Origin of the sequence: Paenibacillus castaneae, from assembly GCF_002884445.1 — a bacterium.
GTDB lineage: Bacteria > Bacillota > Bacilli > Paenibacillales > Paenibacillaceae > Pristimantibacillus > Pristimantibacillus castaneae.
Genome location: NZ_KZ614144.1, coordinates 5396886 through 5423194, shown reverse-complemented (window position 1 = coordinate 5423194; position 26309 = coordinate 5396886). Strand labels below are relative to the sequence as shown.

At 47.8% G+C, this 26309-nt stretch carries 26 protein-coding genes; 21 read left to right on the top strand and 5 right to left on the bottom strand.

Translation table 11 applies throughout. The features are described 5' to 3' along the window. The first annotated feature begins 88 nt into the window (after positions 1 to 88). From CEF13_RS24265 to trhA, 3 genes are all read left to right on the top strand, one after another. Complete coding sequence (locus tag CEF13_RS24265) at positions 89 to 1561, top strand: glycoside hydrolase family 26 protein (RefSeq protein ID WP_102714769.1); 1473 nt, start codon at positions 89 to 91, stop codon at positions 1559 to 1561. Between the two features lie 63 nt (positions 1562 to 1624). Further along, positions 1625 to 2320: a lipase family protein gene (locus CEF13_RS24260; protein WP_244917119.1), complete on the top strand. Its 696-nt coding sequence runs from the start codon at positions 1625 to 1627 to the stop codon at positions 2318 to 2320. 78 nt (positions 2321 to 2398) lie between these two features. Beyond that, positions 2399 to 3043: a PAQR family membrane homeostasis protein TrhA gene (gene trhA / locus CEF13_RS24255; RefSeq protein WP_102714767.1), complete on the top strand. Its 645-nt coding sequence runs from the start codon at positions 2399 to 2401 to the stop codon at positions 3041 to 3043. Between the two features lie 93 nt (positions 3044 to 3136). Here trhA and CEF13_RS24250 read toward each other — a convergent pair whose 3' ends face one another. Then, positions 3137 to 3955: a lipase family protein gene (locus CEF13_RS24250; protein ID WP_102714765.1), complete on the bottom strand. Its 819-nt coding sequence runs from the start codon at positions 3953 to 3955 to the stop codon at positions 3137 to 3139. 149 nt (positions 3956 to 4104) lie between these two features. On the opposite strand from CEF13_RS24250, the gene CEF13_RS24245 reads away from it, so the two are divergent. Continuing rightward, a complete protein-coding gene (locus CEF13_RS24245) occupies positions 4105 to 5073 on the top strand; it encodes a Gfo/Idh/MocA family protein (protein WP_102714763.1) in 969 nt (322 codons plus the stop codon). 68 nt (positions 5074 to 5141) lie between these two features. Here the strand turns inward: CEF13_RS24245 and CEF13_RS24240 are convergent, their stop codons facing one another. Continuing rightward, positions 5142 to 6335, bottom strand: coding sequence for a magnesium transporter CorA family protein (locus CEF13_RS24240; protein ID WP_102714761.1), 1194 nt, complete (start codon positions 6333 to 6335; stop codon positions 5142 to 5144). Between the two features lie 255 nt (positions 6336 to 6590). Between CEF13_RS24240 and CEF13_RS24235 the strand changes: the two genes are divergently transcribed. Further along, positions 6591 to 7148 (top strand): general stress protein, encoded by a 558-nt coding sequence (locus tag CEF13_RS24235; RefSeq protein ID WP_102714759.1) that lies wholly within the window; start codon positions 6591 to 6593, stop codon positions 7146 to 7148. Positions 7149 to 7233: 85 nt separating this feature from the next. On the opposite strand, the gene CEF13_RS24230 is transcribed toward CEF13_RS24235, so the two are convergent. Together CEF13_RS24230 and CEF13_RS24225 are read right to left on the bottom strand one after the other, a co-directional pair. Beyond that, positions 7234 to 8463, bottom strand: a complete 1230-nt coding sequence (locus CEF13_RS24230; protein WP_102714757.1) for an NAD(P)/FAD-dependent oxidoreductase — start codon at positions 8461 to 8463, stop codon at positions 7234 to 7236. Between the two features lie 112 nt (positions 8464 to 8575). Next, positions 8576 to 9445 (bottom strand): AraC family transcriptional regulator, encoded by an 870-nt coding sequence (locus tag CEF13_RS24225; RefSeq protein ID WP_243864736.1) that lies wholly within the window; start codon positions 9443 to 9445, stop codon positions 8576 to 8578. Between the two features lie 201 nt (positions 9446 to 9646). Here CEF13_RS24225 and CEF13_RS24220 point away from each other — a divergent pair, with 201 nt between their 5' ends. From CEF13_RS24220 to CEF13_RS24205, 4 genes are all read left to right on the top strand, one after another. After that, positions 9647 to 10819, top strand: coding sequence for a galactokinase (locus CEF13_RS24220; RefSeq protein ID WP_102714755.1), 1173 nt, complete (start codon positions 9647 to 9649; stop codon positions 10817 to 10819). Between the two features lie 48 nt (positions 10820 to 10867). Further along, on the top strand, positions 10868 to 11854 hold the full coding sequence (gene galE, locus CEF13_RS24215) for a UDP-glucose 4-epimerase GalE (protein WP_102714753.1): 987 nt from the start codon (positions 10868 to 10870) through the stop codon (positions 11852 to 11854). A 38-nt stretch (positions 11855 to 11892) separates the two neighbouring features. Further along, positions 11893 to 13485 (top strand): UDP-glucose--hexose-1-phosphate uridylyltransferase, encoded by a 1593-nt coding sequence (locus CEF13_RS24210; RefSeq protein ID WP_102714751.1) that lies wholly within the window; start codon positions 11893 to 11895, stop codon positions 13483 to 13485. A 215-nt stretch (positions 13486 to 13700) separates the two neighbouring features. Then, a complete protein-coding gene (locus CEF13_RS24205; protein ID WP_102714749.1) occupies positions 13701 to 14153 on the top strand; it encodes a hypothetical protein in 453 nt (150 codons plus the stop codon). Between the two features lie 171 nt (positions 14154 to 14324). On the opposite strand, the gene CEF13_RS24200 is transcribed toward CEF13_RS24205, so the two are convergent. Beyond that, positions 14325 to 14549 carry a DUF1128 family protein gene (locus CEF13_RS24200; RefSeq protein WP_102714747.1) on the bottom strand — a complete coding sequence of 75 codons (225 nt, stop codon included), beginning with the start codon at positions 14547 to 14549 and terminating at the stop codon, positions 14325 to 14327. 204 nt (positions 14550 to 14753) lie between these two features. Between CEF13_RS24200 and yyaC the strand changes: the two genes are divergently transcribed. From yyaC to tsaD, 12 genes are all read left to right on the top strand, one after another. Further along, positions 14754 to 15281 carry a spore protease YyaC gene (gene yyaC / locus CEF13_RS24195; protein ID WP_244917118.1) on the top strand — a complete coding sequence of 176 codons (528 nt, stop codon included), beginning with the start codon at positions 14754 to 14756 and terminating at the stop codon, positions 15279 to 15281. Between the two features lie 24 nt (positions 15282 to 15305). Then, entirely contained in the window at positions 15306 to 16163 is an 858-nt protein-coding gene (locus CEF13_RS24190; protein WP_102714743.1) for an alpha/beta fold hydrolase, read from the top strand. Between the two features lie 17 nt (positions 16164 to 16180). Further along, complete coding sequence (locus tag CEF13_RS24185) at positions 16181 to 16825, top strand: DUF6483 family protein (RefSeq protein WP_102714741.1); 645 nt, start codon at positions 16181 to 16183, stop codon at positions 16823 to 16825. Between the two features lie 33 nt (positions 16826 to 16858). Next, on the top strand, positions 16859 to 18043 hold the full coding sequence (locus tag CEF13_RS24180) for a class I SAM-dependent methyltransferase (RefSeq protein WP_102714739.1): 1185 nt from the start codon (positions 16859 to 16861) through the stop codon (positions 18041 to 18043). A 159-nt stretch (positions 18044 to 18202) separates the two neighbouring features. Next, positions 18203 to 19879 carry a histidine kinase N-terminal 7TM domain-containing diguanylate cyclase gene (locus CEF13_RS24175; protein WP_243864752.1) on the top strand — a complete coding sequence of 559 codons (1677 nt, stop codon included), beginning with the start codon at positions 18203 to 18205 and terminating at the stop codon, positions 19877 to 19879. A 122-nt stretch (positions 19880 to 20001) separates the two neighbouring features. Continuing rightward, complete coding sequence (locus CEF13_RS24170) at positions 20002 to 21084, top strand: HD-GYP domain-containing protein (protein ID WP_102714735.1); 1083 nt, start codon at positions 20002 to 20004, stop codon at positions 21082 to 21084. 154 nt (positions 21085 to 21238) lie between these two features. Beyond that, positions 21239 to 22108 carry a YitT family protein gene (locus tag CEF13_RS24165; protein ID WP_102714733.1) on the top strand — a complete coding sequence of 290 codons (870 nt, stop codon included), beginning with the start codon at positions 21239 to 21241 and terminating at the stop codon, positions 22106 to 22108. Between the two features lie 48 nt (positions 22109 to 22156). Beyond that, entirely contained in the window at positions 22157 to 23272 is a 1116-nt protein-coding gene (gene thiL, locus CEF13_RS24160; protein ID WP_102714731.1) for a thiamine-phosphate kinase, read from the top strand. Positions 23273 to 23301: 29 nt separating this feature from the next. Beyond that, entirely contained in the window at positions 23302 to 23790 is a 489-nt protein-coding gene (tsaE, locus tag CEF13_RS24155; protein ID WP_102714729.1) for a tRNA (adenosine(37)-N6)-threonylcarbamoyltransferase complex ATPase subunit type 1 TsaE, read from the top strand. Continuing rightward, complete coding sequence (gene tsaB, locus CEF13_RS24150; protein ID WP_102714727.1) at positions 23787 to 24611, top strand: tRNA (adenosine(37)-N6)-threonylcarbamoyltransferase complex dimerization subunit type 1 TsaB; 825 nt, start codon at positions 23787 to 23789, stop codon at positions 24609 to 24611. Before tsaE ends, tsaB begins: the two co-directional genes overlap by 4 nt. Further along, positions 24608 to 25096 carry a ribosomal protein S18-alanine N-acetyltransferase gene (gene rimI, locus CEF13_RS24145; RefSeq protein WP_102714725.1) on the top strand — a complete coding sequence of 163 codons (489 nt, stop codon included), beginning with the start codon at positions 24608 to 24610 and terminating at the stop codon, positions 25094 to 25096. The genes tsaB and rimI overlap by 4 nt, the downstream gene beginning before the upstream one ends. A 2-nt stretch (positions 25097 to 25098) precedes the next feature. Next, positions 25099 to 26172: a tRNA (adenosine(37)-N6)-threonylcarbamoyltransferase complex transferase subunit TsaD gene (tsaD, locus tag CEF13_RS24140; protein ID WP_244917117.1), complete on the top strand. Its 1074-nt coding sequence runs from the start codon at positions 25099 to 25101 to the stop codon at positions 26170 to 26172. Positions 26173 to 26309 lie beyond the last annotated feature (137 nt).

Sequence of the window (26309 nt, the reverse complement as noted above, 5' to 3'; positions counted from 1 at the left end):
AATAACCGTTATTTGGAAAGCCGATGCTGAGAGTACAGCTATACTTTGCATTATACGATAAGTGTAAGCTTCCAAGGAGAGTGGGTTGATGGATCATCAAGGCAAAATCAGCAGCATTTCATTACGAAAGAAGTTATGGATGGCCATTCTCATAACGATTTCCGCTGCATTGCTAATGATTCTTAGAGTGGAGAATGCAACTTTATCCAGAGTAGTCACAAGCAGCCTAATACAGGCTAAGATGCTGCAATACCATCTTCCAATTGCCGAGAAGGGGGATTGGACCGTTCACTTTACTCCAAAGCAGCCTAGTTATAAGCTGGCCAAATTGGAGCCGGTGAATGGTGTTTATCTAGGGGCTTATGTGCTTCAGGATGATACAATTAGCTTCAGTATGAAAGCTTTCAATGAACGAACGGGCCGCACTCATGCAAGCTTCTTTAAGTATGTAGGTTATGGTCAGCCTTTCCCTTCTAAGTGGGTGGAGCAGGTGAAATCTGTAGGAGCTTTTCCGCATATTGCGTGGGAACCCAATGAGGGATTGGAGCAAGTGAAGGACGATGAGTATATCCGAACATTTGCTGAGCAGGCGAAGCAGGCGAACATACCGATTTTCTTGCGATTTGCTTCAGAGATGAATGGAACCTGGACCAATTACAGCGGCTACTCGAAGCAGTATAAGCAGACTTGGCGAATGGTTCATGATATTTTTGCAGTGCAGGCTCCTAATGTAGCTATGGTTTGGACGGTGCTCGCGATGCCGGTGGATACGATTGAAAGATTTTATCCTGGCGATGAGTTTGTGGATTGGGTAGGTGTAAATGTATACAATGTGAAGTACCATAATGGCAGCAAGCGTCAAAAAGCAGATTACGAGGACCCGCTTGATTTGCTTAATTATGTTTACAATCGTTTTGGCGCAGCAAAGCCGATTCAGCTGTCAGAATTTGGAGCAACCCATTTCAATACAACCGATGGCATCAAAGATAATGCTTTTGCGAGCACACAAATTTCGCGTTTGTACAGTCATTTAGAAAAGGATTATCCTCGAATAAAGGCCGTGTTTTACTTCGACGTAAATAATATAACAGCTGCTAATAAAGCGCGTAGAGTAAATGATTATTCCATAACGAGTGAGCCAGAGCTGCTTGACGCATACCGATCGGCTACTGATTCGGCACATTTTCTTACAGGTCTCTTCCAGCAGCAAGGTGAAGAAGGCTTGGACGTGCAGCAGCGATTTACCTACAGAGGCGGCGTGTTTCAAGAAGGCGGTATTTTGTATATAGGCACAGACTTCTTCTCGCGAGTATTGAAGCTGGAGATCAAGCTGTCACGCGACGACAATGGCAACCGAGTTGCTCATATCTTGTCGAATGATGGAAGGCTGAATGATATGGCACCAGTCGCGGTTATAGAACGTAAAATATGGACAGGCACCAAAACGAGAATGGATCAAAATATTTATCGCAATATACGTGCGCTGCCGCTTCAGGAAACGCTTGATCGGATAGGCTATGGAGTGGATTTACAGGGAAATAACATTTATATACAAGAATGAATTAGGCTGCAGACCCACATAATGAAGAGACAAAACAACATTTTATGATCGGAGGGACCTGTTGTGACTACGATAAAACCATCACGCATGAGTATATATTTGCTCGCTGGTGTAGCAACCTCAAACACATTGTTCAATGAATGCAAAATAAAACTCGAGAAGCTTTTCCAAAATGACGGTGTAGCGCCCTCCATTCATGTGCTGCTTCCTTATGGAGACGCAAGTCGCAGCTTGGTTAAACAAGTGCTCGAGGTAAGAAGTGATTTGTCTAATCGAATGACGGCCGGACGTGTGGGAGGCCAGCAGGCAATGAAGCAAATTAAACAGACGCTGACAAGCGACAAGGTGCTGTTAATTGGACACAGCGGCGGTGGCGCCGCAGCATATCAAGCTGCAAAAATGCTGCACGAAAAAAACGAGGTCAAGGATTTCCGTATCGTACAGATCGGTTCACCGCGAACGCCAATAGAACCACTGCTGCAGGATCGGGTCAGTTATTTCCACTCGATTGACAGCCTCGGCAAAATCAATGATCCCATTAGCCGTATAGGCAGCTGGGGCGGGTGGAGCAGAAGCGGCTTCTCGATGCCGCGCTGGAACCGTTTGAAGTATGCGCCTGGATATGTAGAAGGGATACAGATGATTGGCGGGCATGCTGATTATTTCCGCCATACTCAGCCCTATACCGACCACGAAGCGGTCTGCAATTTGGATAAAACAATTAACCGTATGAGCGAATGGTTGAAAGGCTGGGTATGATCCTTTAAACTAAGGGGAGAGCAAGCCGTTTTTCAAGCTTCTTACAGGCTTGCTAACGACGTTGGAGGTGAGAGGCCTATGGCAAATACCCATACGTATACGAAGAGGGAAGAAATCGCTAATGCCGTCACGCATGGCATAGGAACGGGATTAAGCATTGCTGCACTCGTCGTGTTGATCGTATTCGCGGCGACCAAAGGTACCGCCTTTCATGTTGTCAGCTTCACCATATACGGCACGGCCATGCTTCTGCTATATGCGGCTTCCACACTCGTACATAGCTTTCCTGAGGGAAAAGCAAAGCGAGTGTTCGAATCACTCGACCATTCGTTTATATATGTATTCATTGCTGGAACGTACACGCCAATTTTATTCCATATCGTAAAGGGAAGCCTAGGCTGGGTGCTGTTCGGCATTGTCTGGGGCGCGGCGGTGTTTGGTGTCGTATTCAAGTCGTTTTTCGCATCTAAATATTTATTTACCTCAACGCTTGTCTATATCGCAATGGGCTGGATTATTGTGTTTGCTTGGAAGCCGCTTACGGCTCATTTAGCCCCCGGGGGCGTACAGCTGCTAGTGACGGGCGGATTGCTTTATACGTTTGGAACGGTATTTTATATGTGGCGCAGCTTTCCGTATCATCATGCCGTATGGCATTTGTTCGTGCTTGGCGGATCTATCGTACATTTTTTTGCTATCCTGCTCTATGTGCTGCCGGCATAATAGAAATAGTGAGGACAATCTCTATCTCCGTGAAGATCGATTCATGGCGGGTGAGAATGTACTCACTATTTTTTTTGATAAACGTTATTCATTTTAAAATACTAATGCTGGGCAAAACCCAGGGGGATCCGCGCATATCGACATAGCGAAAGCAGGGTCTTCTTTCGCGAGATCAGAGAAGTAACTGGAGAGGACATGGTTTCCAGAGACGGAGCCCATGCGGAAAGAACGCTTAACTTCACCCTTCACATGCATGTAATAATAGGTTTGCTTCGTATTAGGGGATTGATATACGAGTGTCGGAAGATGCGGAACAATATCGAATTCATTCTGAAAGCGCCAATGTGTCGCGATCAGCGAGTTATAATGGTTTGCGAACTTTGGGTCACCTACTCTTGGCGCACCAAAGGTGTATACGATAGGCTCTGTGAACGCGGAATTGCTAGCAAGATCGAGTGCTGCAAGTGTAGAAACCGCTCCTCCGAGGCTGTGGCCTGTAATAAATAGCGGTATATCCTTAGGCAGCTGGTTCACAATGTCGAAAATTTGATTTCTTGTAGACATATAAATGTCAGTAAAGCCTTTGTGAGTGAGGCCGGCATCTTTAACAGGCTGATATGCGGTTTGTTGGGCAATGAAATCAGAAACCCAGTCTACGGTAGATCCGCTGCCCCGAAAGGCAAGGACGGAAGCTCGAGGAGAAGTGAGCACAAATCCAAAACGTTCCTCGCTGTCATCAATTCCTTTTGCCGAAAATTCCCCTGCTAGGTGGTACGTTTTTGGTACTAGAAACAAGCCGTTCTTGTTCGTGAATTGTACATACGTTTGTCCGCAAACAGCAGCCAAAAACAGGGCAGTGCGGAAATCCAGCTCTTGCGGTTCTTGATACGTATTTCGTTTGATTTTCCCCATTTCATCCCTCCGCTCAAAGACCGCATTCCTTAGATATAGTAGTGTATGAAAGAGCGGGAAAATGGGTACCAGCGGATAATAAATGGACTTACTCTCATACTGGCACGTATAATCGATCATATAAGATCATTCTGAAAGGGGATTCATCTATGACGCTTCAGATAGGAATTATAGGTACAGGCTGGTTTGGTATGATGCATGCGGAGAAGCTATCGAAAATCGAGGGCGTGCAGGTAGCTGCTTTCGTTGCGACAAGCCAACAAAAGGCTGATAGCGCAGCATCGCAGTTTGCTGGTGCGCGAGGCTATGATTCAATTCATAATATGCTTGATGATCGCAAGCTGGACGCAGTATACATATGCGTACCGCCATTTGCGCATGGTGAAGCTGAGAATGCTCTAATTGAAAGAAGCATACCTTTCTTGGTTGAGAAGCCTATTGGCGTTAATGAGCAGGAGCCATATGCAATATTGAAAAAAATTGAAGCAAAAGAGTTGATAACATCGGTTGGTTATCACTTCCGATATATGGACGGCACAGACCGTGCGAGAGAGCTGCTGCGAGAGCGCACGGTGGGTATGGCGCTAGGTTATTGGATGGGCTCCATGCCGGGTGTAAGCTGGTGGCGGAGAATGGAAGGCTCAGGCGGCCAATTCGTCGAGCAGACGACTCACATCGTCGATTTGCTGCGTTACACAGTGGGAGAAGTGAGCGAGGTTTATGCTGCTTATGGGGATCGGATCATGTCCAGCATAGAGGAGGGCGTTTCTGTTCCTGATGTCGGTACCGTTACGCTTAAGCTGGCTTCAGGCGCGGTTGCAACAATAAGCAATACATGTGCCATTTCAGCAGGAGACCGCTCGGGACTGCATATTTACACCAATAAAGGTGTGCTTGAGCTGGGCCATGGCGGTTTGGTCGATGTGGAAGCGGGGGGCAGAACAGATTATGCCAACCGCAGCAATCCTTATGAGCTGGAAAATGATGCATTCCTGCATGCAGTTCGTACAGGGGATAAATCGAAAATCCGCTCTACCTACGAAGACGCTTGGCTGACGCACCTAGTGACGCTTGCCGCTAATGAATCGGCGCGCACCGGCCTGCCAGTGAAGCTTTAGGCTGTTTACGTATCAATAAAAAAGTCCGCCTGTTGAGTTCTTCTCTCAGCAAGCGGACTTTTATTTGTCTAGGTGCGATTCCGACGAGAAAGCCCATTGGCAGTAGGCCGCAGCTCTTTCTTGGAGGCATGTGTTTTTTTGGATGATCGTTTAGATCGCTTTCTGCCCAGAAGCTCACTGCTCTCTGGGGCATCCTCAGCAATGATTTCTTGCGGTTTGCGCGCATTAAGCAAATCGCCAGTCCAGCCTTTTCTCCACAGCCAAATATAGATCAAAATGGTAATAATGACAATGAGGGCAATCATTCCGTTAAATCCCCATCCGTAACTAATCAAAGGCAAATTCTCGAAGTTAGCGCCCCATATGGCACCAGCAACTGTAGCCGGCAGAATCATCACCGTGAAGATGGTTAAGGTTTTCATAATATCATTGCCTCTGAAGCTGGCGATCGCATCGTCCACTGATATAAGCGTATCAATCTCATGCGCATAATGCTTAAGAAGTGTTTCAATTCTCTCAAGCTTGTATGTAATTCGCTTATAGCCTTCCGATTCAGTCAGTTCTTCCATAAATGCTTCTTTGGCAGCGCCATGCAGTTCCCGCAGCGGGACGAATAGATGATTCCAATGCAGCAGCTCATAACGGCGCTCGATAATAATGTTGATCAAGCCGGTTCGATTACGTATCCGCATGGAAGACTCAAGTTCGCCCAAACGCGTCTCAAATTCATCCAGCCCTGTATGAAAGGTTTCAAGAAGCGTACTGAGCATAACGAAAAAGGCTTCCTGGGGTGTACCGCAGTTATTCAGCTTCAATGTATGCTCCGATGATTGAAGCCGCAGCGCTGGCCGCATATCATCATGCATGGTGATCAGTTTCTGCTGTGACAGCCAGAAATGAAGGGGCTGAATGTCAAACTGATTTTCCGATACTTGAATCATTAATGTGCCATAAAGGATAGGGCCAGAGGAAGGAGCTTCGCCCAGGGAGAAATTATTCGTCTTCCTGCCAGAGCATTCGTCAATCCATGCCGCGCTCTCTGGAAACATTTGTTTCAGCTCATCTGTATTTTCTTTGGAAACTTCTATTTCTTCTTTATTGGCGGCTGCTTTGCTAGCTCGCTGTTCTTCCTGCGAGACAGCCGTTTGTTTCATGCTATCTTTCCTGCTAGGCAGTGGCCCTTGCCTTACAGCCTGTTGCTTAGATTGCTGCAGAACATGCCATTCCCATCCTGCGGGATAGCGAAGCATTCGATGAATCATCGCTTTGCCTCCTGCTTGTCCGATTTTCCAACGTATATTTCTACATCATAACCTGAACTTCAAGGTTGAGCAACCTACGCTTTGCATTAGACAACTCTTTCTGCCTTTCATCCTGTATTACCGCGAAAACCGACTCATTTCGTCATAAATAGGGCATACCAGTCTTAGCTAGTGCGCTTGAAGAAGCCAGCGCTTTAAACTGGCTGCTTACGAAATCCATTTTGGCACTCGCAATGGACTCCGGGAGGAAATCACATGACAAGGAAGATTGGTATATTTGAAACCGAGCAGCAAGCCTTAACAGCGATACAGCAGCTGGAGCAAGCCGGATTTGTACCGGGTGAGCTTCGCGTGCTTGCGAAGGATTCTGAACATTCCAGACGCATCGAATCGGAGAGCGATGTACATGCCGACGAGCTCCGTGAATTGGAGGACATGACGAACCGCACGGGCGGATTCGATGATACCGGTATAATAGGCGCAACCGGCTATAACGGCCTCGGCCTAACGGCGGCAATGGCTATGCCTATCAATGGCAGCTCTTCGTATATGGGAGGTTCCTTTCCGCTAGCAGTGTCTGGACTATTTGGCGGAAGCAACCATGAGCGATCTTTGCAGACGCTCGGGCTGAGTGATAAAGAATCGCAAATTTGCGGTCAAGCGCTGCAAAGCGGCTCTTTAATCGTGATAGCAGAAACGGATGAAAGCAAGTCGCTGCTGGATAAGGAGGGCGGGCCGGATTTATCGCGGCTTGGCAAAGCCGAGGCTGTATTTCGTCAATGCCATGCCTCTAAGATTGTTGAAGGCGCATAGCCATTTGCCCAAAAGCCTCAAGACTGCTGCCAAAACGTGCAGAGCAGGCTTGAGGCTTTTTGCGGAATAGCCGTGTTCTATCTCCTTATACATTAGCCAGCGATTTGCGATCTAGTTTCACGATGTGGGTTAGAGGCTGCTCTTCGCCGCGTATAAGATCGCGAAGCAGATAAGCTGCCAGCACGCTGTACACGGTTCCGTTACCGCCGTAGCCTAGGCAGTAATAAACATTGCTCCAAGCAGGGTCAGCGCCGATAAAGGGCAGTCCGTCCCGCGATTCTCCGAATGTCGCGCTCCACTCGTATTCGATTTCTGCCGTTAAATCAGGAAACAGCTCTCGAAGCTGCTGTATGAGCTTCTCGCTTCGTTTATGCCGTCCAGACTCGCTATGAAGCGGCTGCTCGTTGTCCTCGTCTAGACCTCCAACGACCACGCGCCCGTCAACCGTAGTCCGCATATATAAATAAGGACGCGCTGTTTCCCAGATGAGAAATTGCTTATGCCAGCTTTGGAGACTTGGCTCTTTGTGCGTTACGAGTGCGAAGGAACGGTTTATTTCCGCTTTGATCAGCTTGCCTCGCAGCTCCTCGGGCTCATAGCCGATCGCATAAACGACATGCTCCGCTTCAATTTCAAAGCCGTCTGCCGTACGTAAGCGATGAAGTCCATTTGGCAGCGTAACATGCTCGACGACATCGGTATGTTCATGAATTTCCAGACCATTTAATGCAGCAGAATCTGCTAAGCCATTGACGAATTGATAGGGGTTCACCTCAGCGTCCCCATGTGTCACGATTGCACCAGACTTGCGAAATGGGAAATGCGCCGCTATTTCATCCGAGGACCAGAATTCAACATCGAGTCCGCAGGCTTTCAGCGCCTCGTATTCCTTTCTCAGCTTAGGCAAATCCTGCTCCGAGGAAGCATAATATAGACTGCTCCTTCTTATAAAGCCTACATCCGCAGGAAGCTCCTCCGCTATATCTGCTAGCATATCTACCGCATCTCTGCAGGATCTATAAAAGAGCTGCGCGTCATGCTCGCCAATTTGATCGATTAGATCACAAAGCATGATATCATTCGAAAATTGAAGCAGACCAGTATTGGCAGACGTGCTGCCCCCAGCGACTTCACCTCGCTCTAGGACCATGGCAGAAAGACCGCTGCGTACGAATGCGGAGCCGCATATCGTTCCAGACATACCGCCGCCAATAATGGCAACCTGCGTTTTTTTGTTTTGCTTCAAGGGTTCATATTGTTTAGTGCTGCTTAAAGTACTCGGCCAAAATAGGTTGCCGGTATGTAGCTCCTTCATTGGTATCACTCCCTCAACTAGTATTACCCCATTTTTTGAAAATGAAGCCTAAGGAAGCGCCGAAATAATATGTAATTTGAGCTTGGGAGAGGGCGGTATCGAAGTTGAATGACTAATTGCCCAAGCTTCTCATCGCCTCGCGATAAGCGCTGGGTGACTGGCCGTGCAGACGGCGAAATTGCTTGGAGAAATAAAGAGCATCTTGTAAGCCGACCGAAGCTGATATTTGCTCAATTGTGAGCTCGGGACGCTCGCGCAGCATATGGCGAGCCTTGTCAATTCTCAGATTCAGCAGAAAGGTTACAGGAGAAACGCCAGACCGCTGCTTGAAGAAGCGGGACAAATAGGCACGATTGTAGCCAAGCGATTCCGCCATATCCTCGATAGAGACGGGGTGCGCATACTGTGTCGATAAATAGTGCACAACCTGCTGCAGCAGGTGATCTCCTTCTGCATGACTGCTCCGTGGGGAGCTTCCGCTAAGCTCATCCCTCAATGCCTTATACTCAGCCAAGAGCAGATGCATATAGCCAGCCGCTTTCATATCTACAGCAGCGCCACCGCGGCGGAATGTTTCGTATATTTGCCGAAATAACGCACTTGCACGGCGCTTGTCTGCTGCGAAGACGATCTGCTGCTCACTTGAGAATCCAGCAGCAGCAACGAGCTCGGCAGCAAGCTCTCCGTTAAACGCTACCCAACGGTACCGCCAAGGCTCTTGATGGTCTGATTCATAGCTGATCAACTGCTCCGGCTCGATGAGAAAGGTATGCCCAGCAGACAGATTATAAGTTTTCCCGCCGCAGCTAAACGTACCCTTGCCCTCCAGCACGATATGCATTAAATAGAAGTCATATACTTTTGGTCCCAGTCTGTGCAGCGGCTTCGTCTGGCTCTCGCCGGCAAACCATACTTTCAAATGACGGTTCTCCTCATGCGTAATTACTGGATTAGAAGCTACCGTATACATATCCTGCCGCAACTTTTTTACACCTCCACCATATGAGTATGGTATCGTTATCTAATACCTTATTTCCACTATCATAGCATGTCCAATCTCAAACCTGAAAGTCACATTAATCCATACAAAAAGCACTTACCGCCATTTCGTTTTGATTTGTCTTACCTTATACTGATAATGAAAACAAAGACAAAAAAACTGATAAAAGGAACGTGATAGCAAATGGCAAACCTCCAAGAGCTGACACAGCAATTTATACAGCAATACGGCGGAGAGGCAAGCGACATCGCCATATTCCATGCTCCCGGCCGTGTTAACCTAATTGGCGAACATACGGATTACAACGGAGGATACGTGTTTCCAGCTGCATTAACGTTCGGAACGACGCTGCTTATTCGCAAACGCTCGGACAATCAGCTGGGTCTAGCTACAACAAACTTTCCAGCATCGAAGCAATTCTCATTAGAGTCTATCCATTTCGATGAGTCTGACGACTGGATGAACTATCCGAAAGGCATTGTCAATGAGCTGCTGCAGGGCGGTATCGTGTTCAAAAACGGTTATGATCTTCTTTACCATGGTGAAATCCCGAATGGCGCAGGCTTATCCTCTTCTGCTTCCATTGAAGTGGTAACCGCATACGCCCTGCAATCGCTTGAAGGCTTGCCAACGGATACAGTGAAAATCGCATTGCTCGCGCAAAAATCAGAAAATGAATTCAATGGCGTAAAATGCGGAATTATGGATCAATTTGCGGTTGCGAACGGCAAGAAGGATCACGCCATTCTGCTTATGTGCGATACGCTTGAGTATGAGCTCGTGCCTTTTGATTCGGGCAGCTACAAGCTTGTTATTGGAAATACGAATAAGCGTCGCGGACTTGTTGATTCGGCTTATAATGAACGCCGCAGCCAATGTGAGCAAGCGGTCCAGGATTTGCAGGATGCATTCCCGAATCTTACGCTGCTCGGTCAAATTAATCTAGAGCAATTCAATTCAGCAAAGCATCTTATCAAGGATGAAACGGTTCAAAAGCGCGCTCAGCACGTAGTTGAAGAAATTGATCGCGTTCTGCAATCGATCAAAGCGCTTAAGGCAAATGATCTACAGCAATTCGGCCTGCTTATGAATGGCTCGCATGATTCGCTACGCGATTTATACGAAGTAACTGGCGTTGAGCTGGATGCAATGGTTGCGGCAGCGCGCCTTGTTCCAGGCGTATTAGGATCACGTATGACAGGCGCGGGCTTCGGCGGCTGTACGGTATCGCTTGTTCATGAAGACAGTGTAGAGGCATTCCAAGAAGAGGTAGGCCGCAAATACAAGGAAGCAACAGGCTTAACAGCCGACTTCTATGTATGCACCATCGGCAATGGGGTAGAACGGATCGTATAAGCTTCATAATCGGATTAACAGAACGGAAAACGAGAGGGGAAATGACGAATGGCAGTACTCGTAACAGGGGGAGCAGGCTATATCGGATCGCATGCGGTTGCAGCTTTGCTGGAACGCGGGGAAGAAGTGGTTGTCATCGACAATCTGCAGCAAGGACATCGCAAGGCATTACTGGGAGGTAAGCTTTATGAAGGTGATCTCCGAGATGGGGATTTCATGGATACCGTATTTAAAGAAAACAAGATTGATGCGGTAATTCACTTTGCTGCAAATTCACTAGTAGGCGAAAGCATGAAGGACCCAGGCAAATATTATCATAACAACGTTTTTGGAACATTATGCTTGCTGGAGAAGATGAATCAATACAAGGTTCGCAAAATCGTGTTCTCGTCAACGGCAGCTACGTATGGCGAGCCGGAAAACGTTCCTATTGACGAATATGATCGCACGCTGCCAACGAATGCATATGGTGAAACGAAGCTGGCAATGGAAAAAATGATGAAATGGTTCGATGTTGCCCACGACATTAAATTTGTTTCTTTGCGATATTTCAATGCTGCAGGCGCTCATGAGAGCGGGAGAATCGGCGAGGATCACAGCCCGGAAACCCACCTGATCCCGATTGTGCTGCAAGCAGCGCTAGGACAGCGTCCGCATATTTCAGTATTTGGAGAAGATTATCAAACACCGGACGGCACATGCATTCGCGATTACATTCATGTCAGCGATCTTGCCGATGCCCATGTGCTTGCTGTGGATCGTCTTCGCGGCGGCGCTGACAGCTCTGTATATAATCTGGGCAACGGAACAGGCTTCTCGGTTAAAGAAGTTATCGATATCGCGCGCAGCGTAACGGGCAAAGAGATTCCGGCAGTAATGGAAGCCCGCCGCTCTGGCGACCCTGCCGTGCTTGTCGCATCATCGGACAGAGCACGCGAGGAACTGGGCTGGAGTCCGAAGCGCAGCAAGCTGGAAGACATCATTCAAAGCGCTTGGAGCTGGCATGAAGCAAACCCGCAAGGCTACAACGACTAAAGAGCAGGCTGCTGCTTTAGTGAAAGGAGCTACATCTCGTGGAAAAACAAAAACAGACACCATCAGCAGGCGATGCTTTGCTTCTTATTGAACGGCTGCTGCAATTCGCAGCACAGCGCCATATGCTGGGATCGCTTGATCTTATCGCAGCTCGCAATGCCCTGCTTGATCAATTCCATTTCACGGAGCCTTATGAGGGCACAGTGCCCGCGGAACGCTTGGAGAGCGCGGTGGAGCTGCTTGAGCCGCTGCTTGATTATGGCTTTTCAATTGGTCTTATCCCTGACAATATCGTTACGTACCGTGATTTGCTCGATGCACGAATTATGGGCTTCCTTCTGCCGCGCCCCTCTGAAGCGGCTGCCGCTTTCGAGAGAACAGCGAGCACTGAAGGGATAGAAGCAGCGACGGATGCTTTCTATAAGCTTAGCATTGATTCCAATTACATCCGAATGGATCGAATTCGAAAAAATGAATATTGGCTTCAAGAAACCGAATACGGCAATCTTGAAATTACGATTAATTTGTCGAAGCCTGAGAAAGACCCGAAGGAAATTGCGCTGCTCAAAACGCTGCCGCAAGCAAACTATCCCAAGAGCTTGCTGAGCTTAGCGAATGTAGGCTACGCAGGGCGCGCGGACCATCCGGCGCGGCAGAATCTGCGTGTGGTCCCCCTCACGCTGCAAGGAGAGCAATGGTATTTCCAATACTCGCCTTATGTTTATTATAATGAGCATAGCATTGTATTCAAAGGCGTGGATGATCCGATGGTCATTACACATACTTCATTCGCGAGACTGCTCGACTTCGTCCAAGAATTCCCGCATTATTTTATTGGCTCCAATGCTGATTTGCCAATCGTTGGCGGATCGATTCTAAGCCATGATCATTATCAAGCTGGCCGTCATGTGTTCCCAATGGAAATGGCGCCTGCAGAGAAGGCATTTCATGATCCAGAGCTTGCTGGTGTTCGCTTCAGCATAATAAAGTGGCCGATGTCAGTCTTGCGGATTAATGGCGCTTCCAAAGCGGATGTTCATCGCGCCGCATGCCGAATTCTCGACGAGTGGCGCGGTTACAGCGATACTTCTGCAGACGTGTTTGCCTATACCAAGCAAGCGGACGGCACGGTTATTTCGCATAATACCATTACGCCCATTGCAAGGCTGAAGAATGACAGGAATGAATATGAACTTGACTTGGTGCTTCGGAACAACCGCACAAGTGATGAGCACCCTGACGGTATATTCCATCCGCATCAGCATTTGCATCATATCAAGAAAGAAAATATCGGCTTAATCGAGGTTATGGGTCTAGCTGTTCTTCCTGGCCGGTTGAAGCAGGAACTTGGCCAGATTGCGGATTATTTGACCGGCGCTAATGAAGCTGACGAAGAAGCACTTCGTCAGCCCGATCACCCGCTTCAAAAGCATGCTTCATGGCTGATATCGCTTGTTGAGCGTTTCGGTACGGCCCTTTCTGCCGAAGAGGCGAAAGCCATTGTAGAGTCTGAAACTGGCGAGAAGTTTTTAGAGGTGCTGATGGATGCGGGCGTATTCAAGCGTACAGCAGACGGTGCCGCTGCATTTGAAACATTTCTAGCTTCAACGGGCCTTCACCCTTTGGAATAAGGATCATAATGACGGACCTCCGATATTACGCTTAATCCCGCGTATTATCGGAGGTTCCTTTTTTATTGGGCGTTTACAAGAAAAAAATTAATAACAATTCGTTTGAAATATATTTATTTGTAAACTGCCGAAATTTATGGTATTTTTTATAGGATAAACAAATTTAAAGATTTATAATATTATATGGCTATAAACTATTTATCGGAGGGGTCAAAATGTCCGAAAAAATGCTGCCGTTGGATGAGTTTTTGCAGCTGAGTACTGATGAGCAGGTAGAAAAGCTGAAGCGTTGGAAGATGGATTACACATTGAAGGACATTCGGGAAGCTTGGAATTTCAAGCATTCTGCGCAATATTACATGCTCCTAAAAAAGCTGCGTATTTATGAAAGAGTAGTAAACAAATCAGACAAATTTTATCCTGTTCAAGAGCATTTGCTAACACCGGCCAGTTCAAGCGGAGACCGCGGCTGGAGAGGCCAGAATGGGTATGGTGATCGCAAGCCGCCGTCAGACAGCTTTGATTATCAGTTGAATACAACGCTAAGCGGACCAGAGGTTGCAGACCGTCTGGAAAGAATTGCACACTTCTTAAAGGGCGAGTTGAAGAACGTAACCGTCAAGCTGTCTATCGAGGCTGTTGAGATACAAGAGGATGTACAGGAATAGATTTTCTCCAATCCAAAAAACCGAGTTCGGCGAATATGCCCGAACTCGGTTTTTCATCCATTTATCGTCAATTTCGCTGTGCATTAGACATGTATAACACTTGTATATTGAATGCGAATTATGAAAATAAATGTCTGATAATGGAATAAAATGTTTGAAAGTAATGAAAGGTTAAGGTGTTCTTAATTTACCGAGTTCGGATACGAGAGCTTCAACCTCGCTAATGCTGAATTTATCCTTTGCCACTACTACTTCATAGAGCTCCAATATATCCTCATATTGGTTGATGTCGAAATGAGAAGCTTGCATGGCGGCAGCAGAAGCCATCTTAAGCTTTGTTTTAATTACATCAATCATAAATTCTACATTTTCCTTCGATTGCACTTGTAAATCCATCAGGGGATGCCTCCTAAAATGATAGCGATCCAAACTGGCATCGTAATCAATGTCATATTTAAACGAGATGCTTCGCAGCAATTGTACCATGTTTCAATTAACGCTGACCACAAATTGAACAAGCCCTTAAAATTGGATACAATTGAATGAAGGAACTAACGGCAAAACATAATGTAAATAGGCAGGTGCGGGACGACGGAACGAGTGGAGAGAACGAACTTAGAGTTATTTCTTGAATCGGTTGCAGCTGCGCATCCGAAACGCAGTGGAATTGTATTTGTTTGTATTGGTACAGACCGCTCAACCGGTGATTCCTTTGGTCCTATTGTGGGTACAATGCTGCAAGAGCAAGGCTGGGCAGAGGTTATTGGAACGCTGGAGAAGCCCTGTGATGCTCACTCCGTTGAGCACGCAGTGAAGGGGATTAAAGAGGACGCTGTCGTGATTGCCATCGATGCCTGTCTAGGCAGCCCCAAATCGGTCGGTCATTTCCTCGTGTCGGATGGGCCGCTGCAGCCTGGGAAAGCCATCGGCAGAAGACTGCCGGAAATCGGACATTATAGCATCGCAGGCGTCGTTAACGCGAATGGACCTAAAGCCTATTGGATGCTGCAAACAACCTCGCTTCACCTCGTAATGGGAATGGCCAAAGAGACAGCAGGCGCAATAAACAAAGCTTGGAGCCAGCACAAGGACATATCGGCACTTCAGAAATACTGCTTGCCAATTTGAAGCGTTAGAAGGAGAGTGCATAAGATGACAAGAGAAACCGAACGGAACAATTACTCGATCGCACAGCGGAAGCTGTTTTTGAATAACGGTGTAGAGCTCGCTTACTATGATTCTCATCCCGACGGGGGAGCTGAGGACGGAATTACGCAGACCGTTGTTTTATTACATGGTTACTGCGGAAGCTCCGCTTACTGGGAACGTGTTATAGACGATCTGGAGCAGTCAGTTCGCATCATCGCGCCTGATTTACGCGGGCATGGACGGAGCAGCGCGCCGGTCTTCGAGAGCTACACGATGGAAATGTATGCGGAGGATATTGCTGAAATGCTCATAAAGCTGCAAATTCACAATTTGGTGCTGCTTGGTCATTCCTTAGGCGGATACATTACATTAGCATTTGCAGAGAAATATTCGAAGAAGTTGTCTGGCTTTGGTCTTATTCATTCAACTTCACTCGAAGACAGCGACACAGCGAAACAAAATAGGGACAAAGCAGTGGAAGCACTTCAGCAAAATGGTGTTCAGGCATTCGTGGACGGTTTAATACCGAAGCTGTTTGCGCCGGATAATCTCGAAGCCGAGCCAGAGGCGGTTGAGAGAATTAAAGAAATCGGCTATGCAACCGCGCTTCAGGGTGCAATTGCAACAGCAAGAGGAATGAAGGAACGTGCCAATCGCAAGCATGTAATCGAGCAATCGGACCTGCCGATTCTGCTTATTGCAGGAGCTAATGACAAGGTGGTAGCCAAAGAAAGCACATTTGCCGCCAGCAATGGTCTCACTATAAAAGAAGAGCTTAGAAAATCCGCTCATATGGGCATGATTGAGCAGCCGAAGGAATTGGCCGCAGCTATTGTCAGCTTTGTGAAATCCAAGCAGTAGCATATGGGGGGAGCTCATTGTTTCAACGCGATTATTTCATGAGAATGATAGAGCAAATGACCGAAGCGGTTGGGCAAATTATGAATTTGAAGCGCGAGCGCAAGCAAGAGGAAGCGCTGTTTGTCATCGATGATTGGTTGAATAAGCGGTTTCGCTTAAGCAGCAAGCTGATTCGCTCCTTATCCGATGAGGACCTGTTGAAGGTGATGACGACGAATGGGATTGTTGAAACCGATAATATGGGGGCAATTGCCGTATTGATGAAGCAAGAAGCGGAGCTGTGCGGCGAGCTTGACCGAGAGGATGAGAGCTTCGCTGCTTATATAAAGGCTTTGCATCTATTTATTCGTCTATCTCTTATTGGGGCCGAGCCAACGATTATTGAACCACGCGGACAAATTGAGGAGCTGCTGGTGCAGCTTGAGCCGTATGAGCTGCCTATATCAACCAAACGGCTGTTAATGGAATGGTATGAAGCAGAAGCGAAATTTAATCTTGCGGAGGATATGATGCACGAGCTGCTGGACGACCAGATGCTTCAAGCTGCGGACGCCGCAACTATATATAAACGGATGCTGCTTCATAGTGATGAAGATTTAGAAGCAGGCGGATTGCCGCGCGACGAAGTCGTGCAGGGGCTGCAGGCTCTACTCGGGGCATGACCTAACAAAACTTTTTAGAAATGAAGGTAGAGCATGATTGAACAATGGCAGCAAGACGTTAATAACTGGATTGAGAGCGGAGAACTGCTGCAGGCTACACTTAGCCAGCTGCGGCGCAAGGATGGCGAAGCGTCTCCTAAGACGATCGTTCGGCCAATAGAGCTTAAGAATGGTCTGCATTATCAATTTGAATATCATTTTGCGAATAAGGTGACGCATGAGAATATAACAGAGGAGCAGGCGGCAGAACGACTAATCAGCCTCCTCGAGCAGCATTACCGTCAAGCCCTTATGAAAACAACCGAAGCAGATGTACAGCTTCTTTTCAACAAAAAAGGAAAAGCGGCTATATTAACCAAGCCTCCTACGGGTGGAGCGCGTAAAGCGAGCCTCCAGCATAATCGACAGAAGCAGCGTATTCTGGAGGAAGGCAAGGCTGCGCCATTCCTTGTCGAGCTAGGCATAATGACGCAGGATGGTCTTGTTCATGCGAAAAAGCAGGACAAATACCGTCAAATCAATCGTTTTCTAGAGATGGTTACGGATGTGCTGGCCTATCTGCCGACTGATCGGGAGCTAACCATTGTTGATTTCGGCTGTGGAAAATCATATTTAACTTTTGCACTCTATCATCTGCTTGCTGTTGAGCAGCAGAGAAAAATTAATATTATCGGACTGGATCTCAAGGCGGATGTCATTGCGTTCTGTTCCAAGCTTGCGGACAAGCTAGGCTATGACAAGCTCCAATTTCTTGTGGGCGATATCGCAGATTATGAGGAGCTGCAGGAGGCGGATATGGTTGTAACGCTGCATGCATGTGACACGGCTACCGATGCGGCGCTTGCGAAGGCAGTTAATTGGGGAGCATCCGTTATTATGTCAGTGCCTTGCTGCCAGCATGAGCTCTTCCGGCAAGTCGGCAATGACGCGCTTTCGCCGATTTTTTCCCAAGGCTTGCTAAAGGAAAGATTTGCTGCGCTGGCAACGGACGCTGCGCGAGGAACTTTGCTTGAGGTGCTTGGCTATAAAGTGCAAATGCTGGAGTTTGTTGATCCAGAGCATACGCCCAAAAACTTGCTAATTCGGGCTGTGCGTTCGGAGCAGCAAAAGCCTTCTATGAAAAAGTGGGAGCAATACGAGCAATTCCGTCAATTTCTGAACATTTCACCTTCGCTAGAGCATATGCTAGCTGAACGCTGGCCTAACCATTCGAAATAAGGGGAATATATACGGCATAAACGTGCTTTTGCTGCTAAACATGACAGTAGAAGCACGTTTATGCTTGTATTTTTAAATAGGTAATTGTCGATAGATTTAACATTTGTTACAATGGAAGAAGATGGCTTTCAAATGGATGGGTGAACCGTATTGGAATGGATGATCTGGCTAGACTTCAGCATGTTTCTAGTGATGCTCGGCTTGTTTTTTTACGTGTTTGCTTCAAGCTCGATTACCGTACTGCACCGCATTTATTTACTGCTCCATATGGTTTTTATGATTTGGCCTCTTTTTCAATTTCTATCACAGACGACTTCCTTGACGAACTATAAGCTAGTATACTTAACCGTTTCATATGTAGGCCTATCACTGATTGGGGTAGGTTGGTTTGTGTTTATTGTTTTTCTTACGGGACAATCATATGTCATCCGAAAGAGCAGGATATTCCTCTTATCTACGCCTGCCATTCTTTCCGTCGCATCAGTTGTGATTAACCCTAATGGCCTGTTTTTGAGCATTAACGATAGTCTTGATAAGGCTAAGCAGCTTCAGCATGGTCCATTATATTGGTTTATGATATCGCAATTGGTAGCCTATATGATCGTCTGCGTTATTATTATGATGTACAAGCTGCACGGCGAGGAGTCTGTCCGGCAGCGGACGCTGGTGAAGACCGCATTGACCGGTATTTTGGTTCTGCTGCTGTTCTCTGCTGGAGATTTAATAATGAACGTGCTGCTTATTCATTTACTTACCCGTTATATTCCGCTAATATCAGTCGGCATGGCGTTTGCAGGTATTTATTTAGTTTATGCGATTGGAAAAAATAAGGTATTTGACATTATTCAAACGGTTCAGCGCGATGTTATGAACACAATGTCGATGGGCATGATTGTACTGGATGAGAATGATATTATTATTGAAGTGAATAAAGCGATCAAGCCGTTTATTAGACTGCGGATCGGTGATAAGTTTAATCCTGCGGTCATCGCTTCACAGTTCAAGGGTGACACCGGAAAAGACTTTTTGGCTTTTTTTGAAGTGCTGCGCAAGCATCCGCTGGAGAAGCTGGAGTTTGAGGTTGCGCTTGATTCCGATCGATACCGCCATTTCATCGTACAGTCCGCCCCAATCCTCAACGGGAGGAAAATACTGGTTGGGCGCCTGCTTACCTTTCAGGATGTGACAGAGCTGCGGCTTCTGGTGAAGGAAACGAATATCCAGAATGAACAGCTGCAGGATCGAAATCGCGATTTGCTTCTCATGCAGGACGAGCTGTTCCAGGCGAATAAGAAGCTGGAGCATATGGCTATTACGGATGGCCTGACAGGCTGTTTCAACCGCCGTTATTTGCTGCATCAGCTTGAACAGGAGGTCGTTGCCAATATCCGCTATGGCATCCCTTTTTCTATTTTTTTATTTGACTTGGATTATTTCAAATCGATAAATGATCAATATGGTCATTTAGTTGGTGATGAGGTGCTGTGCAGTACGGTTGATGCGGTGCGAAGCAAGCTTCGTCTAACCGATGTTTTGGCGCGCTATGGCGGTGAGGAGTTTACCGTATATTTGCCCCATACCAATCGGGAGCAAGCAGACATTATTGCGGACATGGTTATGAAAGCGGTTGAGCAAAACGAAGTGTACCCCGCCATTGGGGAGAGTGCGATATCGGTTACGATCAGCATGGGTGTCATATCGATTGAGCATTTCGAGCCGTCTGATCTTGCAAACCCGAAAGCCTTCTTAAGAGAATTGCTTGCACAAGCGGACGCTGCTTTGTATGAAGCCAAGTATAGCGGGCGCAATCGGATCGTGAAGCGTAAATTAGCTTAAAGCCTGAACGGGAGCGTTCGGGTTTTTTTTACTGCTCCTTACATAGTAAGTCCGACATACTTCTGATAAAATAGAACGTATCCGACTACTAGCTTTATAAATTAAAGGCGGGAACAAATCTAATGAGAAAAATACAACTTGAATTGGTCAAGCCTGGTGATAAGGTGGCAAAGCCCATTTTTCAAGAAAACGGAAACGTGCTTCTTGGAGAAGGGGTTGAACTGAATGATCGTTATATTGATCGATTAAGAAATTTAGGCTTTGATTTTTTGTTTATCGAGGACGGAAACACTTTGGATCTCATTCCAGAGGACACCATTCGTGATGAGACTAGAAAGAAATCAGTCGATACGATCTTTAAGACAATGAGCTCATTCAAAGACCAAACGATGTCAAAAGGCAGAACCATTGCACCTGATATGGGCCGTAATTTTCGAGCGATTTTCGGAGAAATTATGCAGGATCTATCGTCGAGACCAAATATGCTTGTCAATTTAACGAGTATTCATGCGATGGATGGCTATTTATTTCAGCATTCGTTCAATGTCGCGGTACTCGCAGGAATTATGGGGATTGCAAAAGGCTTTAATCGAAATCAACTGGAGGAGCTCGGCATTGGCGCGCTGCTCTTCGATATTGGCATGACCAAAATCCCGCCTAAGCTGCTGGCGCATACCGGAGGCCTTTCGTTTGCGGAGCGTGATCTGATTCAAACCCATCCCAAAGAGGGCTTCGATATTTTACGGAAATATCATGATATTTCAATTGTTTCTGCACACTGCGCGCTTCAGCATCATGAACGCTTCAATGGTTCAGGCTATCCGCGCAAGTTGAAAGAAAATGACATTCATATGTATGCGCAAATTGTTGGCATAGCGGATACGTTCGATGCGCTCACTTCGCCAAGGCCTTACCGCAAACGTTATTCGGCAAGTGAAGCGATCGAGTTTTTGTTCGCAGCGGGAGGCACTTATTTTGATTTGGAATTGATCAAGCTGTTTTGCCGCCATATTTCGATTTACCCGGTTTCAACCTCGCTTCTTCTCAGTACAGGTCAGGTAGGCGTCGTATCGGAGAATACCGAGCTTGCCGTGCATCGTCCGCGCGTACGAATCATTATGGAGAAGGATGGAACGCAGCCGCAGTCGCCCTATGAAATTGAACTAAAGGACGAGCTGCATATTACGATAGTGAAAGAGCTTTAAATTGTAATTTCTACGGGTCTTCCATTTCGGCGGCTGTTTTGTCGCGATTATGGAAGGCTTCTTTTTTTCTATTACGAGCAGAGTTGCTTTATATATAAGAGAGTTTAAGGTAAAATAATGAGAAATAGACCAAATAGGGGATGTGCATTCATTTATGGGAACATTTCAGCACCACAAGCTATCAAGGCTCGAGGTGCTGCGAAGAGTGCTGTTTATTACGCTCGGAGCGGTCCTAGTTTCGGTTGCACTAGAAATATTTCTTGTACCCAATCATATTATTGATGGCGGTATTGTCGGCATATCTATCATGGCATCCCATTTGTCCAATGTGCCGCTTGGTCTCTTTCTATTTCTATTAAATCTTCCATTCTTATTTCTTGGCTATAAGCAAATCGGCAAAACATTTAGCATTTCTACGCTTTACGGCGTATCTGTCATGTCGATCGGCACATTTCTGCTTCATCCGGTAAATCCGCTTACGGTAGAACCGTTTCTCGCTGCAATATTTGGCGGCGTTATTCTTGGGGTTGGTGTCGGAATGGTTATCCGCTTTGGCGGCTCGCTTGATGGGACGGAGATTGTAGCGATCGTGTTCAATAAAAGAATTCCGTTCTCGGTCGGCGAGACGGTTATGTTTTTGAATGTATTTATTCTAGGAAGCGCGGGCTTCGTATTTGGCTGGGATCGGGCGATGTTTTCGCTGATTGCGTATTATATTGCTTTCAAAATGATTGATATTACGATTGCCGGCTTCGATGAATCGAAGGCGGTCTGGATTATCAGCGAGGAATCAAAGGAAATCGGTGCTGCTATTATGAACCGCCTTGGTCGTGGTGTCACTTATTTGCATGGCGAGGGCGGTTTTACAGGAGGCCGTAAACGTGTTATTTTCTGCGTCATTACAAGGCTTGAGGAAGCCAAGATGAAGTCCATCGTCCATGAGCTTGATCCCGCCGCGTTTCTCGCAGTCGGCAATATTCACGATGTGAAGGGCGGACGGTTTAAGAAACGCGATATTCACTAATGATGATAGTAGTGTGCAAGTATTCACTGCTTGCACGAGATGAGGGTGATGAACGCATTGGACGAGTTTGCAAGTATTAGGCACTGGACAGCAGAGCGGAAATCAAGCGAGCAGCAGCGGCAGCGGGGGGTTGTCATCGGCATCGGCGATGACACTGCTGTGGTTGATCCGGCCGCGGCAGCGGACGGCGTAGCAGAGCCGAAGCGGCTGCTGATGACGGTCGACACGATGGTGGAGACGGTCCATTTCAAGCAGTCGACGATGCGGGACGAGGATGTCGGCTACAAGGCGCTTGCCGCCAACATTAGCGATATTGCCGCGATGGGAGGCGTACCCTTGCATGCGCTCGTATCGGTCAGCGTGCCGCCCTCGTATACGCCTGAGCGGATGCGAAGGCTGTACGACGGGCTGTACGAGTGCGCCGAGCGCTATGGGGTTGCTCTTGTAGGAGGCGATACGACATCGTCGCCGCTGCACTTGGTTGTCGCGGTAACGGTGACGGGAACCGTGGAAGCGGGGCGTGAGCTGCGTCGCTCAGGCGCTATGCCTGGCGATGCTGTATTTGTGACCGGCGCCCCAGGAATGGCGGCGGCGGGGCTTCACGCCTTGCTGGCGCAGGAGAAGCTGGCTGCTGGAGATGATAGATGCACGGCTATTGCGAGCAGCAGCGGAATTGAGCAAGCTCAGGCCGAAGCGATTGTCCGGGAGCATCAACGACCAAGTCCATCTGTGCGCGCAGGCCGGCTGCTGCTTGAACGCGGCTCGTGCCGCTCCTTGAATGATGTCAGCGATGGACTGGCAAGCGAAGCATGGGAAATAGCGGAAGCGTCCGGCCTGCGGATCGTCCTTCATGAGAAGCTGCTGCCAAAGAGCGGAAGCCTTGCAGCTTATGCTTCTGCAGTAGGCGAAGACCCGCTGGAGTGGATATTGTACGGCGGTGAAGACTATATTTTGCTGGGCACGATGGCTTCTGAGGATGCGGAAGCGGCTCGAATCGCTTTCCATCAAGAGGGTATCCCTTTTTTTGTTATTGGGGAAACAGAGGCTGGAGAGGCTGAAGTAAAGCTGATAAGCAGCGGGGGAACTGCGGCGGCAAGCGGAACAAAACCACATCTTGAAAGACGTATTAAGCTCCAAAAACGAGGTTATAATCATTTTTTGTAATTACTTCTGGTAATAAGCGGGTGAAGCATATGCAAGAGAAGGCAGGCCAAGCTATTTGGGTGGCGCAAACCGAACAAGATACAATCGCTTTGGCGCAGCAGCTGGCTGCTTGGGCGAAGCCGGGCACATTGCTTGCGCTTGATGGTGATCTTGGTGCGGGCAAAACAAGATTCTCGCAAGCCTTTGCAGCAGCAATTGGCGTACAGGGCATTGTGAATAGTCCTACTTTTACAATAATTAAGGAATACGAAGGGCAAGAGCTGCCCTTTTATCATATGGATGTGTACCGGCTGTCGCTTGAAGAAGCGGATGAGCTTGGTTTAGATGATTATTTCTATGGTGACGGTGTGACGATTGTGGAATGGGCAAGCTTAATTAAAGAACTGCTGCCAACGGAACGGCTTGAGCTGTATATCGAGCATCTTGGCGATGAAGCAAGACGTATACAGTTGACAGGAATCGGAGAGCGATACGCAGCGTGGTGCGAAGCTTTGAACGAGATAGGAGCAATGGGATGAGAACAGAGCAGAATGGGCAATCGGGAGCGATATTGGCGCTTGACACGTCAACGGCCTCGATGGCTGCTGCAATAGTAAAGGATCATAAGGTACTGGCCGAAATTCAATCGCTAGCAGAACGGAATCATTCGGTTCACGTCGTATCGCATATCAAGCAATTGCTGGCAAGCAGCGGAATTACAGAAACGGATATTGAGGCTATTGCTGTCGGCAATGGTCCCGGCTCCTACACAGGGATGCGCATTGCTGTGTCAGTAGCGAAGACGCTTGCTTGGGTATGGGACAAGCCGCTTGTTGGCGTATCCAGTCTAGAGGCGATTGCTTATGGCGCTTGGCATCAAGACTTGGCGGCGAAACTTCAGGATTCGGCCAATATGGCGGGCGAGCACTGGGTGCTTCCTATTATGGATGCTAGAAGAGGGCAGGTTTATTCCTCTGGCTTCGCGATGACGGCCGAATCGGTGTGGAGACGCTGGGCAGAGGACGGCGTAAGGCTGATGAAGGACTGGGTTGAACAGCTAGCAGAGCGATTAGAGGCGGGGTCAAGTGGAGCTGCCCGCATTCAGAGCCTGTCGCTGGTTGGTGACTTGTCACTGCATGAAGAGGGGGCGCAGAGGCTGCAAGCGATTGGCGAAGCAGTGGGAGTGAAGGTTATGCTGCAGCCCTTTGTCCAAGAGGGACGTTTTATTGCTGAGCTTGGCCGCGCAAGGCTTGCGGCGGGTCTAACCGAGAATCCTCATACTTTTATTCCTAATTACACGCAGCTGACCGAGGCCGAGGTGGTCTGGAAGGCCAAGCAAGCAGGTGAACCCAAACCATGAAAATAGATGTAGATGAAATCATTTACCGTGCAATGACGATGGCGGATATACCTGCAATCGTGAGCATTGAACAGGAGGCTTTCACCAGTCCTTGGACAGCGGAAGCGTTCACGAATGAGTTGATGAACAATATGTTCGCCCGCTATATGGTGATGGATCTAGGCGGCGAAATAATCGGGTACGGCGGCATGTGGGTTATTATTGACGAGGCGCATGTGACGAATATAGCTGTACGAGCGGATTTCCGCGGGCAGGGACTGGGCAACTGCCTGCTGAGCGAGCTGCAGCGGACAGCGGTCTTTTTTGGTGCAGCCAAAATGACGCTGGAGGTTCGTCCCTCCAATGAAATTGCACAGCAGCTTTACCGGAAATTTGGATTTAAGCCTTCTGGCGTAAGGCCTCGTTATTATTCGGATAATAACGAAGACGCGCTTATTATGTGGGCAGAGCTCGACCGTGAGCAGTTGAAGGCAGGGGAGCAATGATCGTGAATCAGTCAGCATATGAAGCAGGGAACGAGCAGACGGACAGCAGCCTTATTCTGGCTATTGAAACGAGCTGTGATGAAACGTCAGCTTCCGTTATACGCGGAGGCAAGCATATACTATCTAACATCGTGTCGAGTCAAATTGAAATTCATGAACGCTACGGCGGCGTCGTTCCGGAAATTGCATCACGCAAGCATGTGGAGTCCATTACTCTTATTATCGAACAGGCAGTGAAGGAATCTGGATTCTCGCTGAAGGATATGTCAGCCATTGCCGTGACGCAAGGACCCGGACTTGTAGGGGCGCTGCTCGTTGGCATTGTTGCAGCCAAAAGCTTATCCATGGCTCTTGATATTCCTTTAATCGGAACGCATCACATTGCCGGACATATTTATGCAAATGAGCTTGTGCATGACATTGTTTATCCGTGCATGGCACTGGTCGTCTCCGGTGGCCATACCGAATTGGTGCTGCTTGAGAGCGAGGGGAATTTCCAAGTGGTTGGCCGGACAAGAGATGATGCAGTCGGAGAGGCTTATGATAAAGTAGCGCGTGCGCTGCGCCTGCCTTATCCAGGAGGACCGCATATCGATAAGCTTGCAATGGAAGCGGAGGAGTCTACCGTTCTTCCGCGCGCATGGCTTGAGGCGGGCAGCTATGACTTTAGCTTCAGCGGGTTGAAGTCGGCCGTGCTTGCTGTTATTAATCAGACCCGAATGAAAGGGTTGGTGCTGGATGAAGCAGCTTTGGCACGCGGTTTCCAAGAATCCGTAACGGAGGTATTAGTAACGAAAGCATTGCGTGCTGTTCGCCAATATGGTGCGAAGCAGCTGCTGCTTTGTGGTGGCGTAGCTGCAAACCGCGGCTTGCGTGCAGCACTTGCCGCTCGCTGCGAAGCGGAGAAGGTTCCACTCCTCATTCCGCCGCATACGCTTTGTACGGATAATGCGGCAATGATTGGCGCGGCAGCTCATCTTAAGCTGAAGCGGCAGCAGTTCACAGATCTCGATATGAAAGCTGATCCAGGGTTTTCGCTTGAGAGCTGGTCGGTTAGCCCTTTTTCCAAAAAATAATATATTTCGAATTGACAGACTATTTCTTAACGCATATAATAAGCAACAATACTTCAAACTTCATACGTTACAAACGCAAGGAACAGGAATAGTAAAGCTTGTCCGGGATGGTCGGCAGTATGGTAATGGATTTCGTT